This is a genomic window from Microbacterium sp. NPDC058389 (assembly GCF_042722305.1).
Taxonomy (GTDB): domain Bacteria; phylum Actinomycetota; class Actinomycetes; order Actinomycetales; family Microbacteriaceae; genus Microbacterium.
The window spans coordinates 109,495-124,383 of record NZ_JBHXJQ010000006.1 but is presented as its reverse complement, the minus strand read 5'-3'; the positions used below and the strand labels follow the sequence as shown (position 1 = coordinate 124,383).

Here is a 14,889-nt window from a genome sequence, read left to right as displayed (position 1 = left end):
CCCTGGACGTGACGACATGACATCTCTCGCCCCGCGAACCGTCGAACCGGCGCGGCCAGGCATGCAGGCGGACCAGGGGGGACGGCGTCGCCGCGCCGTCCCCCTCATCCCCGGCGGGTTCCGCTGGATCATCCCCGCACTGGTCATCTCGGTCGGGCTGATCTACTACAGCATCGTCTACTCGGGCTACATCTCGTTCTTCGACTGGCGCGGCGGCCGTTCGCCGATGAACCCGGTCGGCGTCGACAACTACGTCGAGGCGTTCACCGACCCGGTGTTCTGGACGGCGATCCGCAACACGGTCGTGTACTTCGTGGTCGTGTTCGCCGTGCAGGTCGTCGGGGGCGTGTTCTTCGCGGCCGCGCTGCACTCGAAGGTCTGGCTCGGCAGCCTCTACAAGGTCATCATCGTGATCCCCGTCGTGGTCGCGCCCGCAACGCTGGCGCCCGCGCACATCCAGGTGTGGCAGAGCAACGGCACGGTGAACGCCATCCTGGATGCGATCGGACTCGGCGCCCTCACACAGTCATGGATCGGACAGTCGACGACGTCGCTGATGGTCGTGATCCTGGTGGGATGCTGGGGCTCCATCGGGTTCGGCTTCATCCTGTACTTCGGCGCCATGACCCAGATCGACCCCGAGATGATCGAGGCAGGTCGCGTGGACGGAGCGGGAAACCTCCGCATCCTGTTCTCGCTGGTGCTGCCGAACGTGAAGGCCATCACCATCTCGCTCGCGATCCTCAACCTCATCACCGCCCTCAAGCTCTTCGACAACGTGTGGCTCATCACGCAGGGCGGTCCCGCCCACTCGTCGGAGTTCCTCGGGACGATGATCTACTCCGAGATCGCGGCATCCGATCGCAACCTGGGGTACGCGTCGGCGCTGTCGGTCATCCTGCTGGTGATCGCCGTCGCGACCTCGATCTTCATCCAGCTGCGCTCGCGTGAGCGGCGCGCCAAGGTCGCCAAGGCAGTGAAGGCAGGCGTCGATGTTTGAGACCCGTTCGCGCACCTCCCGCGCGGTGCTTCAGATCGTGCTCACGATCGCCGTCATCCCGTTCCTCATCCCCATCTACACGATGGTCGCGAAGTCGTTCGAAGGCGCCGGCTGGGGCAACTACGCCGCCGTCGTCTCGGTGCCGGGGTTCTTCCGGTTCTTCGTGAACTCCGCCATCGTGGCCGCGGGGTCGATCATCATCATCTACATCGCGACGATGATGGCCGCCTTCGGCTTCTCCAAGCTCCGGATCCGCAGCAAGGAGCTGTTCTTCTGGCTCATGATGGCGGCGCTGACGCTGCCCGAGGTCGTGCTCATCGCGCCGCTGTACTCGACCGCGGTCGCACTGGGGCTGCTCGGCACCTTCTGGTCGGTGATCCTGCCGATCGCGGCACTCCAGATCCCGTTCACGGTGCTGATCGCGCGCGGGTACGTCGACGGCATCCCGGACACGCTCTTCGAAGCCGCGCGCCTGGACGGCGCGGGGACGGTGCGCATGTTCTGGTCGGTGCTGCTGCCGCTCGCTCGGCCGATCGCCGTCGCCCTGCTCGTGCTCGTGCTGATCAACGCGTGGAACGCCTATCTGCTCCCGAAGGTGTTCCTCATCAACGACGACATGGGAGTCGTCACCCTGCTGCCGGAGTTCTTCCGCCGCCAGTACAACGACGACATCCCGAAGGTCCTCGCCGCCGCGGTGGTGACGGCGATCCCGACGATCGTCGCGTACATCGCCCTGCAGAAGCAGTTCGAGCGCGGCATGGCAGCCGGTGCGATCAAGTAGGCGACCCTAGGATGAGCGCGATCACGACCACAGCCGGGCCCGGTGCCCGCAGCCCCCGGCCGCACGACGACCAGCGGGCGGGCGCAGAGACCAGCGACGGAGGCCGCATGACGGGGATCGGCCTCGCCATCCCGGCAGACAGCACGGATGACCACTTCGTCGCCGCGCTCGTGAACGCCTTGGCAGAGCCGTTGATCGCCGAGGGCTACGGACTGTTCACCCGCGTCGTGCACGACGTCGCGTCCGAGCGCCGCATGTACCGGCTCTGGGCCGCCTCCGACGGCATCGCCGGAGTGGTCCTGCTCGGAGCGGGTCGCGGAGACGACCGTGTCCGACTGCTGCGGTCGCTCGGGGTCCCGTTCGCCGCGGTCGCCGACGTGTCGCAGCAGGGGGAGTTCCCCGCGGTGCTCGTGGATGCCGCCGCCTCGGTGGATGTGATCAGCGGCTTCCTCGCGGCCGGCCGGCACGAGCGCACGGTCTACCTCGCCGCTCCGGGCGACTCGGTCACGTCGAAGGCGCGTGCGAACGCCGTCGGCGACCGCTTCGAGATCGTGCAGGTCGAACGGGATGCCGCCGCCGCCGTCGCGGCCGCGTCGGCGATCGTCGCGACCGGCCCGGCGACGCTGCTGTTCGACAGCGACGTCCACGCGGCCGCGGCCGCCTCGGCCTTCATCGCACGCGGGCTCGCCGTGCCCGACGACGTCGCGATCGTCTCGTGGACGGACTCGGCGCTGTGTCGCAGTGCGACGCCGTCGCTGACCGCCGTGGATCGTCGGGGTGGCGAGATCGGACGACTGCTCGGGCACCGGATGCTGGCGACGATCACCGGCGGCGAAGTCCGGGCCGACCGTGCACCGGATCCCTTCATCGTGAGACGGGAGAGCGCATGACGGGCGTGCGGCGGCTGGGACCGTCCTTCGAGAACACCCGCTCGGCGGTGCTCGACATGATCCGCTCCGGCGGGACCGTCAGCCGCATCGAGCTCGCGGAGATGTCCGGTCTCACCGCGACCTCCATCACCCGCATCATCAAGTCGCTCATCGACGCCGGGCTGGTGGTCGAGACCGGCTACGGCGACTCGACGGGGGGCAAGCGGCCCAGCCTGCTGGAGCTCAATCTCCAGGCGCGCTACGCGGTGGGGCTGTCGCTCGACGATGCCCGGCTCACGTACGTGGTCACCGATCTGGGCGGGAACGTCGTGGGTCAGCTCGTGACGCCGGGCATCCGCCAGGCGCTGCCGAGCGAGGTCGTCGCCCGCATCGGCGAGGAGCTCGGTCGCGTCTTCCAGGAGCTCGACATCCCGGTGGCCGCTGTCGTCGGCCTCGGCGTCGCGGGGGCAGGCCTCGACATCCGCGGCGGCGCGGAGCGTCTGTCCCTCACCGCCGACGAGTGGGAGTCGTTCGCCGTCCAGGAGGCGCTCGAAGCGGCGACCGGCCTGCCGACCGTGCGCGACAACGACGCGGCGTGTGCGGCGCTCGGGCAGTTCTGGGTCGGCCGGCTGGCGGCGAGCAACGACTTCGCGACGCTGTACATGTCGAACGGCTTCGGTCTGGGGCTGCTGACGGACGGGCGTCTGAGTCGCGGGGTCTCTGCGAACGTCGGCGAGATCGGACACATGGTGCTCGAGATCGACGGTCCGCCGTGCTGGTGCGGCTCACGCGGGTGCCTGGAGATGCTTGCGGCGCCTCGCGCCATCGTCGCGCAGGCCATGACGGACGAAGGTCTGCGTGCCGAGCTGTCGCTCGCCGGCGGAGACGCCCACCTGCGGCATGACTTCCAGGCGATCGCCCGCGCGGCCGCCCGGGGCGAGGAGCGGTCATTGGCGCTGATCGAGCGCTCGGCCCGATACGTCGCCGTGGCGATGCTCTCGGTGGTCAACCTGCTCGATCTCGATCGGCTGTATCTCGCGGGTCCGGGGTTCGCCGATGCCGGGGCCGTGTACGTCCGGCACATCCGCGATGCCGTGCGCGCGCTCGCGCGCACGCGGGCCGTGCACGGCGTCTCGGTCGAGCTGTCGGATCCCGGGATCGACGCGGCGGCCGTCGGGGCGGCATCCCTCGCGCTCCAGTACGTCCTGACGCCGCACGCCCGCTCTTCCCGCCCCGCCGCCGTCGCGCTCGAGGCCTGACCCACCGGGCTCAGGCTCCGTGCCGACGACTGTCCAGAACTTACTACCCCAAAGTCATGAAGTAGAGAGAGGAACTCCCTTGGCCATCACATCCGTACTCATCAACGTCGCCGACATCCCGCGTTCGGTGGACTTCTACACGCGCCACCTCGGTGCCGTCCCGGTCGAGGTCACCACCGACAGCGCGGTGCTCGACGCCGTGACCGCGACGATCCGGCTGTCGCGCCTGGACGCGCCCGCGGACTCGACCTGGATCGCCGACGACCTGCAGGCGGGGTTCCGCCACGTCGGGTTCAAGGTGTCCGACCTCGACGAGCGCGTCGAGCGTCTGCGCGCGGACGGCGTCCCCTTCCAGCTGGAGCCGATCCACGCCGAGGGCGACGTGCGCATCACGTTCTTCTACGACCCCGACGGCACGCTGCTGGAGCTCGTCGAGGGTCCGCTCCAGTACCACGAGGTGTACGACCGCGACGCGGTGGACGCCGACTGGGGACTCGGGGACCCCGAGCGTCCCCGCTTCGACCACGTCGCCGAGACCGTGGACGACGCCCCGGCCGCCCACGAGTTCTTCCGCGGCCTCGGGTACACCCTGATGGGCGGCATCCACCAGCCGTCGGATCCGCGCGGCTTCGAGATCACGTACCTCCGCGGCGGCGACAGCTCGATCGAGATCTTCGAGTTCGGCGCCGCCGAGCTGACCCGACGCGAACCGCAGGTCGACGCGCACGGGTTCGCCGCTGTCGAGCTGGACGGCGCCGAACCCCAGGGATCGGTCCCCGTCGCGGACGCGTACGGACGTGCACTCGTCGCCGACGCCGACGGTCTGGTGCTCGCGGTCGGCGGTGCGTGAGGTGCGCTGGAAGCTGAACCCGCTCGGCGCGACCGGCGTGCAGGTGAGTCCGGTCACCCTGGGCGGCGGACCGCTCGGGGGCATGCCCGAGAACTTCGGATACGACGTCGCCGAGCGCGACGCGGTCGACCTCGTGCGCGCGGTGCTCGACAGCGACATCCGCACCATCGACACGTCGAACGGCTACTCGGGCGGCAGGAGCGAGGAGCGCATCGGACGCGCGATCGCCGAGGCTGGAGGCCTGCCGTCCGATGCCGTCGTGATCACGAAGGTCGATCCGGCGGGCGCGGACTACAGTGGCGACCGTGTCCGCCGGTCGCTCGCCGAGAGCGCGGAGCGGCTCGGCATCGCGCCGCTGCCGGTCGTGCACCTGCACGACCCCGAGTTCCACGACTTCGACGAGATGACCAAGCCCGGCGGCGCGGTCGACGCGCTCGTGGCGGCGCGGGACCGGGGAGAGGTCGGCCACATCGGCCTGGCGGGCGGCGACGTCCACCAGATGGCGCGGTACGTCGACCTCGGCGTGTTCGAAGTCCTCCTCGTCCACAACCGCTGGACGCTCGTCGACCGCAGCGCCGGCACACTCGTCGAACGCGCACACCGTCAGGGCGTCGCGGTCGTGAACGCGGCGGTGCTGGGTGGTGGCATCCTCGCGGATCCGACCGGTCGCAACACCAGCTACGGCTACCGGCCCGCGCCGACGGCGACCCTTGCCGCCGTCGCGGACATGCGCCGGGTGTGCGAGCGCTTCGGCACCGACCTCGCCACCGCAGCGATCCGGTTCTCGACGCGCGATGCGCGCTTCGCGACGACCATCGTCGGGATCAGCAAGATCGCGCGCATCGAGCCGACCATCCAGGCCGCCACGGCCGACCTCCCGGAGGCGCTGTGGGACGAACTCGAATCCCTCGTCCCGCCCGCCGAGAACTGGCTGGACGCACCCGTCCGCCGCTGACACGACAACCCTCACACTCACCCCACCGAAAGCGAGAGATCCATGCCCCTTGTCCGTGTGGACATCCATGATCGACTGGCGCCGCTGCGTCCCCAGATGAGCGAGGCCATCCACGGCGCGCTCGTCGAGGCGTGGGGGATGCCGGCCGACGACCTGTTCCAGATCTTCCAGGTGCACCAGCCCGGCGACCTCTTCTACAGCCGGACATTCCCCGACGCCGACCGCTCCGACATCGTGTTCGTGCAGATCCTCGCGTTCAACGGCTACAGCCCCCAGCAGAAGCAGCAGGGTGCAGAGCTCGTGGCGGACCGGCTGGCGGCCCTCGGCATCAAGCGCGACGACGTCCTCATCGCGCTGCACGAGAACGGCGACGGCGACTGGCTCGCGCCCGCGAAGGACCACTGACATGGACCGCACCGCATTCCCGCCGGGATTCGTCTGGGGCACCGCGACCGCGTCGTACCAGATCGAGGGTGCGACGGCGGAGGGCGGGCGGCTCCCCAGCATCTGGGACGCGTTCAGCCGCCGGCCGGGCGCCATCGCGGACGGCAGCACGGGCGACGTCGCCGACGACCACTTCCATCGCTTCCGCGAGGACGTGGCACTCATGGCCGACCTCGGCCTGGACGCGTACCGCTTCTCCCTGGCCTGGCCGCGCATCCAGCCCGACGGACGCGGCGGTGTCAACCGGGCGGGCCTCGACTTCTACCGGAGGCTCGTCGACGCGCTCCACGAGCACGGCATCACGCCGTGGGCGACGCTCTACCACTGGGACCTGCCTCAGGCGCTCGAAGACGAAGGCGGCTGGCTGGAGCGGGACACCGCGTCGCGCTTCGCCGAGTACGCCGCGCTCGCGGTCGACGGGCTGGGCGACGTCGTGTCGCACTGGATCACCCTCAACGAGCCCTGGTGCTCGGCCTTCCTCGGCTACGCGAGCGGTCACCACGCGCCCGGGCGGCAGGAGGGGAGCCGCTCTGCGCGGGCCGCACACCACCTGCTGCTCGCGCACGGGTTGGGGTTGGACGAGATCCGACGTCGCAGCCCGGCGGCGACCGCCGGGATCACTCTCAACCTGTACTCGGTGCACGCGGCGAGCGGTTCGGCGGAGGACGCCGACGCGGCCCGTCGCATCGACGGGCTGAGCAACCGGCTGTTCCTCGACCCGGTGCTGACGGGCGCGTATCCCGAGGACGTGCTCGACGACCTCGGCGAGACCGCGTGGTTCGCCGACAACGTCTCGGGGCGGGACCTGGCGGCGATCTCGGCCCCGATCGACTTCCTCGGCGTCAACTTCTACAGCCGGCACACAGTCGCCGCAGGCGCCCCGGCCGATCACGCGCCGACGACGGACGCCGCCGGCTTCGAAGCCCGGCAGGCCGCGCCGAGCGCCTACCCGGGCAGTGAGTCGGTCGCCTTCGTCGGCACTGACGCGCCGCGGACGCAGATGGGGTGGGAGATCCATCCGGATGCGCTGGTCGATGTGCTGGAGATGGCGGCCGAGCGCGCGCCCGGGCTGCCGCTCTACATCACCGAGAACGGCTCGGCCTATGAGGATGTGGTCGCCTCGGACGGCTCGGTCGACGACCCGGAGCGCACCGAGTACCTGCGGCTGCACGTGGACGCGTGCGGCGAGGCGATCCGCCGAGGGCTGCCGCTGCGCGGGTACTTCGCGTGGTCGCTCATCGACAACTTCGAATGGGCGTGGGGCTACACCCGACGCTTCGGCATCGTCCATGTCGACTACGAGACTCTGCAGCGCACGCCGAAGCAGAGCGGGCGGTGGTTCGCCCGGTTCCTGGGTGGTCCGCTGGGCCGGCCGGCGGAGTCCGCCCTCGCCTCCGGTCGCGGCTAGCCCGGTTCCGGTCAGGCCGGCTGGACGACGCCCGCCTGCAGCACCTCGACGACGGGTGCGAGCTCGGCCTGCTGGGCGGCCTCGGCGAGCACCCGCGCGAGCGTCTCGTCGTGGATCGGGTGGGCCCGCTCGTAGAGGGCGCGTCCGGCCGGGGTGAGTTCGGTGTAGATGCCGCGGCGGTCGTCGGCGCACAGGACGCGCGTGATGAGCGCGCGGTCCTCGAGGCGGTTGACGAGCCGCGTGGTCGCGCTCGGGCTGAGCGCCGTCGCCCGGGCGAGCTGCTGCATCCGCATGTGCCAGCCGTCCTGCCGGCTCAGCGCGTCGAGCACCGTGTACTCGACGACCGAGAGCTCGACGGATGCCGCGAGCGCGCGTTCCAACTCGGAGTCGATGAGTCCGTGCAGGGCGGCGAGCGTGCGCCAGCCCTGTGCGCGCACCTCGACGGCGTCGTCGGCGATGCCCATGAAGTCCTCCTGGATCGATGCGAAAGATAGTTGCTTGCGCAAATACCTAGCGTGTGCAACTATGTATCTCGCTCACGCAATATCCCGCGTGTGCAACTACGCATCAGTGTAACAGGAGAACCCCCGTGCCACTCGGACTCATCGCGCTCGCCATGGGCGCATTCGGCATCGGACTCACCGAGTTCGTCATCATGGGCCTGCTGCCCGAGGTCGCGCAGGACTTCGGCGTGACGGAAGCGGCGGCCGGCTGGCTCATCTCGGGCTATGCGCTCGGGGTCGTCGTCGGCGCGCTGGGGATCACCGCCGCGACCACGCGTCTGCCGCGCAAGCCCGTGCTGCTGGGGCTCGTGGTGCTGTTCATCGCCGGCAACGTGCTGACCGCCGTCGCACCGGACTACTCCCTCGCGATGACCGGCCGCGTGCTGGCGGCGCTGTTGCACGGCGCGTTCTTCGGCATCGGCTCGGTCGTGGCCGCGAGCCTCGTCGCGCCCGAGAAGCGCGCCGGAGCGATCGCGATCATGTTCACCGGACTCACCGCGGCGAACGTGCTCGGTGTCCCCTTCGGCACCTTCATCGGCCAGCAGTTCGGATGGCGGTCGACGTTCTGGGTGATCTCGGCGATCGGCGTGCTCGCCCTCGCCGGCATCGCCGCCCTCGTGCCCGCGGCCCAGGGTCCGCAGGAGCGCATCAGCCTGCGGCGCGAGCTGCGCGCCTTCCGTTCGACGCAGGTATGGCTCTCGCTCGCCGTCACGGTGCTCGCGTTCGGCGGCATGTTCGGCGCCTTCACGTACATCGCCTACACGCTCACCGAGGTGAGCGGCTTCGCGGCGGGTGCCGTGCCATGGCTGCTGGTGATCTTCGGTGCGGGCCTGGTCGCCGGCAACTGGCTGGGCGGACGCCTCGCCGACCGTCGCCTCGATCTGACGCTCGTCGTGTTCATCGGCGCCCTCGTGGTCGCGCTGGCGGCCTTCGCGCTGCTGGCGGCCTCACCGTTCGCGGCGGTCGCCGCGCTCGTGCTCATGGGGGCGTTCGGGTTCGGCACGGTGCCCGGGCTGCAGAGCCGCGTCATGGACTACGCCGGCGGCGCGCCGACGCTCGCGTCGGGAGCCAACATCGGCGCGTTCAACATCGGCAACGCGCTCGGCGCATGGGCAGGCGGCGTCGGCATCAGCGCCGGCCTCGGCTACACGGCACCCGTGTGGATCGGGGCGGCGATCTCCGCCGCAGGGTTCGTGGTGATGGTCGTGGCAGCGCTCGCCGCACGTCGCGCACGCACGGCCGTGTCCACCCCGCGGGCCGCTGCGCCCGTCACGACGAGCACCGTGCCCGTCCGCGTCGGCTGACCTCGCGACATCGACCGGTACGGCGTGTGCACCCCTGTCCGGGTGTGCGCGCCGTGCCTACGATGTGAGCATGGTCCAGGTCCGTGTTGCCGGCGTCGCCCTCGACGCCTCGGGGCAGCACGTGCTCCTGCTCAAGCCCGTCGACCAGATGCCGGGGGACGGCTACGTGCTGCCGATCTGGATCGGCCAGCTGGAGGCCACGTCCATCCTCGTAGCCGTCGAGAACGCCGATGTGCCGCGGCCGCTCGCGCACGATCTGATGCGCTCGATGCTCATCGCGCTCGACGCGGTCGCGACGCGCGTCGAGGTCACGCGCGTGGAAGAGGGCACGTTCTACGCCGAGGTGACGCTGTCGACGGCTCTCGGCGACCGCATCGTCGACGCCCGGCCGTCCGACGCGATCGCCCTCGCCTCGCGGGCGGGCGCGGCGATGTGGGTCGCCGACGACGTGATGGCCGAGGCGGGCGTGCCCGACGTGCTCACCGACACCGACGCGGCGGAGCGGCTCGACGAGTTCAAGCGGTTCCTCGACGACGTCGAGCCCGAGGATTTCGACGGCTGACGTGTATCAGGGGCGGGGGATGCCGCTCCATCACGGGGTGTGCTGCGCAGGGAGCGCGGCCGCACCCCGACCGAAAGGCATCCCATGTCGTTGAACGATCTCGCCATCGACGTCCCCTACGCCGCCGCCGGTGCCGCTGCCGCTGAACTGCGCGCCGCGCTGGGCGACCAGGTGCTCCTTCCCGGCGACGCCGGGTTCGACGCCGCGCGGACGCCGTGGAACCTCGCCGTCGTGCAGAACCCGTTCGCCGTGGCCGTACCGCGCTCCGCCGCCGATGTCGTCGACGTCGTGCGCGCCGCGGCGCTGTCGGGGCTGCGCATCGCGCCGCAGTCCACGGGCCACGCCGCCGCCGCGCTCAGCGAGACCGACCTGACCCACACCGTCATCGTGTCGCTGAAGGGCCTGCGCGGGGTCGAGGTCGACGCGGCCGCGCGCACGGCCCGTGTGCTCGGGGGCTCGCTGTGGAACGATGTGCTCGAGGCGGCCGCACCGCACGGGCTCACCGCTCCGCACGGGAGCGCCGGCGACGTGTCGGTCGTCGGATACCTGCTCAACGGGGGCCTGTCGTTCTACGGCCGTGCGCACGGCCTCGCGGTCAACACGGTGCGCTCGCTCGAGGTGGTCACCGCCGATGGGACGATCGTCCGTGCGAGCGCCGACGAGCACGCCGACCTGTTCTGGGCGCTGCGCGGCGGCTCGGGCGCCTTCGGTGTCGTGGTCGCGATCGAGATCGACCTGCTGCCGATCGCCGACATCTTCGCGGGCATACTGCTGTGGGATGCCTCGCACGCGAGCGACGTCGCCCACGCGTGGGCGCGGTGGACCGCGACGGCTCCGGAGTCCGCCACCACTGCGCTGCGGATCCTGCATCTTCCGCCCCTGCCCGAGCTGCCCCCGTTCCTGTCGGGCCGGTCGCTCGTGGTGATCGACGGCGCGATCGAGGAGACGGATGCCGTGGCATCCGCTCTGCTCGGGCCGCTGCGTGCGCTGCAGCCCGAGATGGACACGTTCGCCCGCATCCCGGCTCCCGCGCTCGTGCAGGTCCACATGGACCCGCCTGAGCCGTCGCCGTCGGCGACGTGGCACGCGATGCTGGGCGAGCTGCCGGCCTCGGCGGTCGACGCCTTCGTCGCCGCGGCCGACGAGCCGGGCCTGTTCGTGCACGAGCTCCGTCACCTGGGCGGTGCGCTGAACCGTCGTCCGGAGGGTGGCGGCGCGATCGCCTCGCTCGCGGGGCAGTACGCACTGCATGCGGTGGCGATGGTGCCTGTGCCGGAGGCCGCCCCCGGTGCGACGGCCGCCGTGCACGCCGCGGTGGCGGCGCTGGCCGCCTGGCACACCGACGCGCTGGCGCTCACCTTCATCGATGCGCCAGGCGCCGACCGTGCGCTCGGGTTCGGTGCGGCGCGGTCGCGCCTGCGTCAGCTGAAGCTCGACCACGACCCCGCGAACATCTTCGCCGCCGCGCGCCCGGTCTGACGCCGGCCCGGGGCGAACCGAGCCCGCTCGGAGTGCACCACGTGCGCCCCGAGCGGGCTCGACGCCTCCCGCGCGCTCCGCGGTCGCCTACGCCGCGCCGCCCTTGCGCACCTCGGCGGCCACATCGGCGGGGGAGCCGCGCCACGGCGTGCCGTGGCCGGGCAGCACCCACGACGCCTGCAGGCCGGAGAGGCGGTCGAGCGAATCCAGTGCCTCGGCCGGATCGTCCGTGAACGGCGCCGGCTGGAGGCCGGCGCGGCCGGTCAGCACGTGTCGCGTGGTCAGCGCGTCGCCGACGAACACGGCATCCGCCAGCGCCGAGTACACGGCGATGCTGCCTGCCGAGTGGCCCGGCATCCCGACGATCACGGGGGAGCCGGGAAGCTCGAGGACGTCGCCGTCATGCACCTCGACGACCTCGGTGACGTACTTCGTGGGCATCGCGCGCTTGCGCAGCGCGTACGCGAAGAAGCCGACGGTGGGGCCGAGCTTCATCGGGGGCATCTCGACCTTGCCCTTCTCGCCGCTGCGGGCGCGCTCGGCGTCGGCCTCGTGCACGTAGACGGGCACGCCGTGGTCGCGGCGCAGCCGCTCGGCGAACCCGATGTGGTCGGAGTCGCCGTGGGTGAGCACGACGCCCTTCACGTCGGCGGGCGTGAGTCCGAGGCTCTTCAGTTCACGCACGAGGTCGCCGTAGTGGCCGGGCAGCCCGGCGTCGACGACCGTGACGCCGTCGTCGGTCACGATGAGGTAGGCGGCGACGATGTCGTTGCCGATGCGGTGCAGGTGGGGTGCGAGTTTCATGGCGTGTCCTCGGTGTCTCAGGGTGTCGATGGGCCGTGGGGGTTGGCATGGCTACGGTACTTAGCTATCATGGCTAATGTCAATAGCCATCGAGAGGATTCCTCATGCCGACGCCGGAACGCACGACGACCGCCGAGATCATCGCCGCCGGGCGCGACCAGCTCGAAGAGGCCGGACTCGCCGGGCTGACGATGCAGAGCGTCGCACAGCGCGTCGGCGTGCGAGCACCGTCCCTCTACAAGCGGGTACGCGACCGCGACGCGCTCGTCGAAGAGGTGGCCGCCGCGACCGTGGCCGACCTGACCGGGCGGCTGGAGGCATCCGATCGCTCCCTCGAAGCGCTCGCGCGCGCCTACCGTGCGTTCGCGCACGATCGGCCCGAGGGGTTCCGTCTGATGTTCGGCGGGAACGCCCCTCAGGAGCCGCTCGACCGTGCCGGGCTCATGATCGTGCGCAGCGCGGGTGAGCTCGCGGGCGAGGAGCACGCCCTGGATGCCGCACGGCTCGTGACCGCGTGGGTCACCGGCTTCGTGCAGATGGAGCTGGCCGGATCGTTCCGCCTGGGAGGCGACGTGGACGCCGCCTTCGACTACGGCCTCGCGACGCTGCGCCGGGGAATGGGCGTCTGAGGCGCGCGAGAGTCCGCGGCTGCGCCGAGTCGCCACTGCACGAGCGGCTCCCCGGCGCGGCCGCGAACGCGTCACGCCGTGGTGCGGCGCGTCCGGTGCACCGTGAGGCTCGCCGGTCCGGTCAGCTCGGACGACAGCAGGTCGAGCCGCACGGCATCCTCGAACAGCCGGCGACCCTCGCCGACGGCCGTGGGGAAGGTGATCAGCCGGTACTCGTCGACGAGGTCGGCTTCGCGCAGCGCATCCACGACCGAGTGGCTGCCGATCACGACGACGTCGCGCGTCGCGAGCGTCACCGTGACCCAGTCGACCACGTCGCCGGCGACGGCGACCGAGTTCGTCCACACGCCGTCGGGGAGCGGCCGACTCGTGACCACGGCCTTCGCTGCCCGGTTCATCGCCTGCGCGAACGGGCTGTCGCGCGGCGGCCACAGCGTCGAGAAGTGGTCCCACGTGCGCCGCCCGAACAGCAGCACACCGGTGTCGAAGATGCTCCCGAGGCGGAACTTGTCGCCGGCCACGCCCTCGGGCCCGTAGGCCATCGCCCAGCCGCCGAACGGCGTGCCGCCGCGTCCGTCGGGGTCCTCGACCACGCCGTCCAGCGTGATGTACTGCACGACGATCAGTCGTCCCATCTCGTCCTCCTCGTCCGCCCGCTCGAGCGGGTTCACAGGGATATACGGATGGGATGCCGCGAACTCATCGCGCAGGCGCTGAATCCTTCCCGAGCAGGGCGAACAGACGGGGGTCCTGGTAGACGAGCACGTGCCGGATCGCTCCGGACGCGTCGCCGTCGAAGAGCTGGACGGTGTGCGGCTCCACGCCGTCCGCGGTGACACGCGAGAGCAGGATGCCGGGCTGCGCGTTGGCCGAGATCGGGGTCGTCCGCCACGACGTGCCGCGACGCTCGAAGAACTCGGCCATGAACGCGCGGTAGGTCTCGCGGCCGGTCGACCACGCGGGGACCGGCGGCATCTCGAAGACGAGATCGTCCGACACGAGCGCAGCGAGCGCCGCGACATCCGCCCGCTCGATCGCCCGCGCATAGCCCTCGACGGCCGCCGGTGCGAGCTCATGCGGACGCTGCGTGCCCGCGGCGATCGCGGATCGGGCGCGCTGCAGCGCCGAGTTCGCCGAAGCGACCGACACCTCCAGCACGTCCGCCGTCTCCGCCGCCGAGAGCCCGATCAGGTCGCGCAGCACGTACGCGCCGCGCTGCAGCGGTGACAGCGACTGCAGCATGACGGTGACGGCGAGGCGCACGTCGCTGCGCCGCTCGGCAGCCGATTCGACGTCGGATGCCGCCACCCAGCCGGTCGGCGCCGGCATCAGCCAGGGCACGTCGAAGGCGGGCACCAGAGGGGCGCCGATCTCGATGCCGGGTGCCTGCAGGTCGCGGGGGAGCGCGCGGCGCGGGGTCTCGCGCAGCCGGTCCACGCACACGTTGCGTGCGATGCGGAACACCCAGGTCGCAAGGCTCGCGCGGGCCGGATCGAACGAGGCGCGCGCCTTCCAGGCGCGTTCCATCGTGTCCTGCGCGGCATCCTCCGCCTCGAACGGCGAGCCGAGCATCTGGTAGCAGAACGCGAGCAGTCGTGGTCGCAGCCGCGCCAGCTCGTCGTCGTCGAACGTGCTCACAGCGCGAGCCTAGAGGGTGTCGCCGACGTCACGCCTCGTCGGCGTCGGCCAGCGAGACGACGTACTCCAGTGCCTCCTGCGCGAGCGGCACCCACGTCGCCAGCGTCGCCTCATCGTCGGCGCCCGCAGGCACGGCGATCCACTCGCGCATCGTCCGCGTGCCCATCGTGACCTCGTCTGCCGCGCCCTGAGCGATGAGCGCCACGGCCCGCTCACGCGGCAGCTTCACGATGAGACGGTCATCGTGGCCGAGGAACGCGACGATCTTGTTCCGGACGCGGATGCCGGGGCTGCGGAACATCGTGCCGATAGTGAGCGGCTCGTCGTTGTCGAGGCGCGCGGCGATCTCGTCGAGGATCTGTGCGTCGAGGGTCATGACGGTGCCTCCTTCTTCGCCGAGGACG

17 protein-coding genes are annotated in these 14,889 nt (G+C 71.1%); 12 read left to right on the top strand and 5 right to left on the bottom strand.

Annotated elements, in window-relative coordinates; translation table 11 throughout:
• Positions 1-16 precede the first annotated feature (16 nt).
• The 8 genes from ACFWJ8_RS10365 (at position 17) to ACFWJ8_RS10330 (ending at position 7,566) form a co-directional block, all read left to right on the top strand.
• Positions 17-1,000 (top strand): carbohydrate ABC transporter permease, encoded by a 984-nt coding sequence (locus ACFWJ8_RS10365; RefSeq protein WP_378811109.1) that lies wholly within the window; start codon positions 17-19, stop codon positions 998-1,000.
• Entirely contained in the window at positions 993-1,781 is a 789-nt protein-coding gene (locus ACFWJ8_RS10360; protein ID WP_378811107.1) for a carbohydrate ABC transporter permease, read from the top strand. The genes ACFWJ8_RS10365 and ACFWJ8_RS10360 overlap by 8 nt, the downstream gene beginning before the upstream one ends.
• A gap of 11 nt (positions 1,782-1,792) precedes the next feature.
• Positions 1,793-2,671 carry a substrate-binding domain-containing protein gene (locus ACFWJ8_RS10355; RefSeq protein WP_378811105.1) on the top strand — a complete coding sequence of 293 codons (879 nt, stop codon included), beginning with the start codon at positions 1,793-1,795 and terminating at the stop codon, positions 2,669-2,671.
• Complete coding sequence (locus tag ACFWJ8_RS10350; protein WP_378811104.1) at positions 2,668-3,909, top strand: ROK family transcriptional regulator; 1,242 nt, start codon at positions 2,668-2,670, stop codon at positions 3,907-3,909. The genes ACFWJ8_RS10355 and ACFWJ8_RS10350 overlap by 4 nt, the downstream gene beginning before the upstream one ends.
• A gap of 79 nt (positions 3,910-3,988) precedes the next feature.
• Entirely contained in the window at positions 3,989-4,759 is a 771-nt protein-coding gene (locus tag ACFWJ8_RS10345; RefSeq protein WP_378811103.1) for a VOC family protein, read from the top strand.
• Entirely contained in the window at positions 4,707-5,714 is a 1,008-nt protein-coding gene (locus tag ACFWJ8_RS10340) for an aldo/keto reductase (RefSeq protein ID WP_378811102.1), read from the top strand. The genes ACFWJ8_RS10345 and ACFWJ8_RS10340 overlap by 53 nt, the downstream gene beginning before the upstream one ends.
• Before the next feature lie 42 nt (positions 5,715-5,756).
• Positions 5,757-6,119, top strand: coding sequence for a tautomerase family protein (locus tag ACFWJ8_RS10335; protein WP_378811101.1), 363 nt, complete (start codon positions 5,757-5,759; stop codon positions 6,117-6,119).
• 1 nt (position 6,120) lies between these two features.
• Positions 6,121-7,566: a family 1 glycosylhydrolase gene (locus tag ACFWJ8_RS10330; protein WP_378811100.1), complete on the top strand. Its 1,446-nt coding sequence runs from the start codon at positions 6,121-6,123 to the stop codon at positions 7,564-7,566.
• Between the two features lie 11 nt (positions 7,567-7,577).
• Here the strand turns inward: ACFWJ8_RS10330 and ACFWJ8_RS10325 are convergent, their stop codons facing one another.
• Entirely contained in the window at positions 7,578-8,030 is a 453-nt protein-coding gene (locus ACFWJ8_RS10325) for a MarR family winged helix-turn-helix transcriptional regulator (RefSeq protein ID WP_378811098.1), read from the bottom strand.
• A 125-nt stretch (positions 8,031-8,155) separates the two neighbouring features.
• Here ACFWJ8_RS10325 and ACFWJ8_RS10320 point away from each other — a divergent pair, with 125 nt between their 5' ends.
• From ACFWJ8_RS10320 to ACFWJ8_RS10310, 3 genes are all read left to right on the top strand, one after another.
• Positions 8,156-9,373, top strand: coding sequence for an MFS transporter (locus tag ACFWJ8_RS10320; protein ID WP_378811096.1), 1,218 nt, complete (start codon positions 8,156-8,158; stop codon positions 9,371-9,373).
• 70 nt (positions 9,374-9,443) lie between these two features.
• Complete coding sequence (locus ACFWJ8_RS10315; protein WP_378811095.1) at positions 9,444-9,935, top strand: bifunctional nuclease family protein; 492 nt, start codon at positions 9,444-9,446, stop codon at positions 9,933-9,935.
• Between the two features lie 84 nt (positions 9,936-10,019).
• Positions 10,020-11,414 (top strand): FAD-binding oxidoreductase, encoded by a 1,395-nt coding sequence (locus ACFWJ8_RS10310; protein ID WP_378811093.1) that lies wholly within the window; start codon positions 10,020-10,022, stop codon positions 11,412-11,414.
• Positions 11,415-11,501: 87 nt separating this feature from the next.
• On the opposite strand, the gene ACFWJ8_RS10305 is transcribed toward ACFWJ8_RS10310, so the two are convergent.
• Positions 11,502-12,218 carry an MBL fold metallo-hydrolase gene (locus ACFWJ8_RS10305; protein ID WP_378811091.1) on the bottom strand — a complete coding sequence of 239 codons (717 nt, stop codon included), beginning with the start codon at positions 12,216-12,218 and terminating at the stop codon, positions 11,502-11,504.
• Positions 12,219-12,322: 104 nt separating this feature from the next.
• Here ACFWJ8_RS10305 and ACFWJ8_RS10300 point away from each other — a divergent pair, with 104 nt between their 5' ends.
• On the top strand, positions 12,323-12,847 hold the full coding sequence (locus tag ACFWJ8_RS10300; protein ID WP_378811089.1) for a TetR/AcrR family transcriptional regulator: 525 nt from the start codon (positions 12,323-12,325) through the stop codon (positions 12,845-12,847).
• A 71-nt stretch (positions 12,848-12,918) separates the two neighbouring features.
• On the opposite strand, the gene ACFWJ8_RS10295 is transcribed toward ACFWJ8_RS10300, so the two are convergent.
• The 3 genes from ACFWJ8_RS10295 to ACFWJ8_RS10285 all read right to left on the bottom strand — a co-directional run bounded on the left by ACFWJ8_RS10295 (position 12,919) and on the right by ACFWJ8_RS10285 (position 14,861).
• The gene (locus ACFWJ8_RS10295) at positions 12,919-13,482 is read right to left on the bottom strand and encodes a dihydrofolate reductase family protein (RefSeq protein ID WP_378811088.1); all 564 of its coding nucleotides are present in this window, start codon (positions 13,480-13,482) and stop codon (positions 12,919-12,921) included.
• Between the two features lie 64 nt (positions 13,483-13,546).
• Positions 13,547-14,485 carry an RNA polymerase subunit sigma-70 gene (locus ACFWJ8_RS10290; RefSeq protein WP_378811087.1) on the bottom strand — a complete coding sequence of 313 codons (939 nt, stop codon included), beginning with the start codon at positions 14,483-14,485 and terminating at the stop codon, positions 13,547-13,549.
• A gap of 28 nt (positions 14,486-14,513) precedes the next feature.
• Complete coding sequence (locus ACFWJ8_RS10285) at positions 14,514-14,861, bottom strand: hypothetical protein (RefSeq protein ID WP_378811086.1); 348 nt, start codon at positions 14,859-14,861, stop codon at positions 14,514-14,516.
• Between the last annotated feature and the right edge of the window lie 28 nt (positions 14,862-14,889).

Coding starts and splice junctions, on each gene's coding strand:
- ACFWJ8_RS10365 (WP_378811109.1), top strand. CDS start 17: ATGACATCTCTCGCCCCGCGAACCGTCGAACCGGCGCGGCCAGGCATG.
- ACFWJ8_RS10360 (WP_378811107.1), top strand. CDS start 993: ATGTTTGAGACCCGTTCGCGCACCTCCCGCGCGGTGCTTCAGATCGTG.
- ACFWJ8_RS10355 (WP_378811105.1), top strand. CDS start 1,793: ATGAGCGCGATCACGACCACAGCCGGGCCCGGTGCCCGCAGCCCCCGG.
- ACFWJ8_RS10350 (WP_378811104.1), top strand. CDS start 2,668: ATGACGGGCGTGCGGCGGCTGGGACCGTCCTTCGAGAACACCCGCTCG.
- ACFWJ8_RS10335 (WP_378811101.1), top strand. CDS start 5,757: ATGCCCCTTGTCCGTGTGGACATCCATGATCGACTGGCGCCGCTGCGT.
- ACFWJ8_RS10330 (WP_378811100.1), top strand. CDS start 6,121: ATGGACCGCACCGCATTCCCGCCGGGATTCGTCTGGGGCACCGCGACC.
- ACFWJ8_RS10325 (WP_378811098.1), bottom strand. CDS start 8,030: ATGGGCATCGCCGACGACGCCGTCGAGGTGCGCGCACAGGGCTGGCGC.
- ACFWJ8_RS10315 (WP_378811095.1), top strand. CDS start 9,444: ATGGTCCAGGTCCGTGTTGCCGGCGTCGCCCTCGACGCCTCGGGGCAG.
- ACFWJ8_RS10310 (WP_378811093.1), top strand. CDS start 10,020: ATGTCGTTGAACGATCTCGCCATCGACGTCCCCTACGCCGCCGCCGGT.
- ACFWJ8_RS10305 (WP_378811091.1), bottom strand. CDS start 12,218: ATGAAACTCGCACCCCACCTGCACCGCATCGGCAACGACATCGTCGCC.
- ACFWJ8_RS10300 (WP_378811089.1), top strand. CDS start 12,323: ATGCCGACGCCGGAACGCACGACGACCGCCGAGATCATCGCCGCCGGG.
- ACFWJ8_RS10295 (WP_378811088.1), bottom strand. CDS start 13,482: ATGGGACGACTGATCGTCGTGCAGTACATCACGCTGGACGGCGTGGTC.
- ACFWJ8_RS10285 (WP_378811086.1), bottom strand. CDS start 14,861: ATGACCCTCGACGCACAGATCCTCGACGAGATCGCCGCGCGCCTCGAC.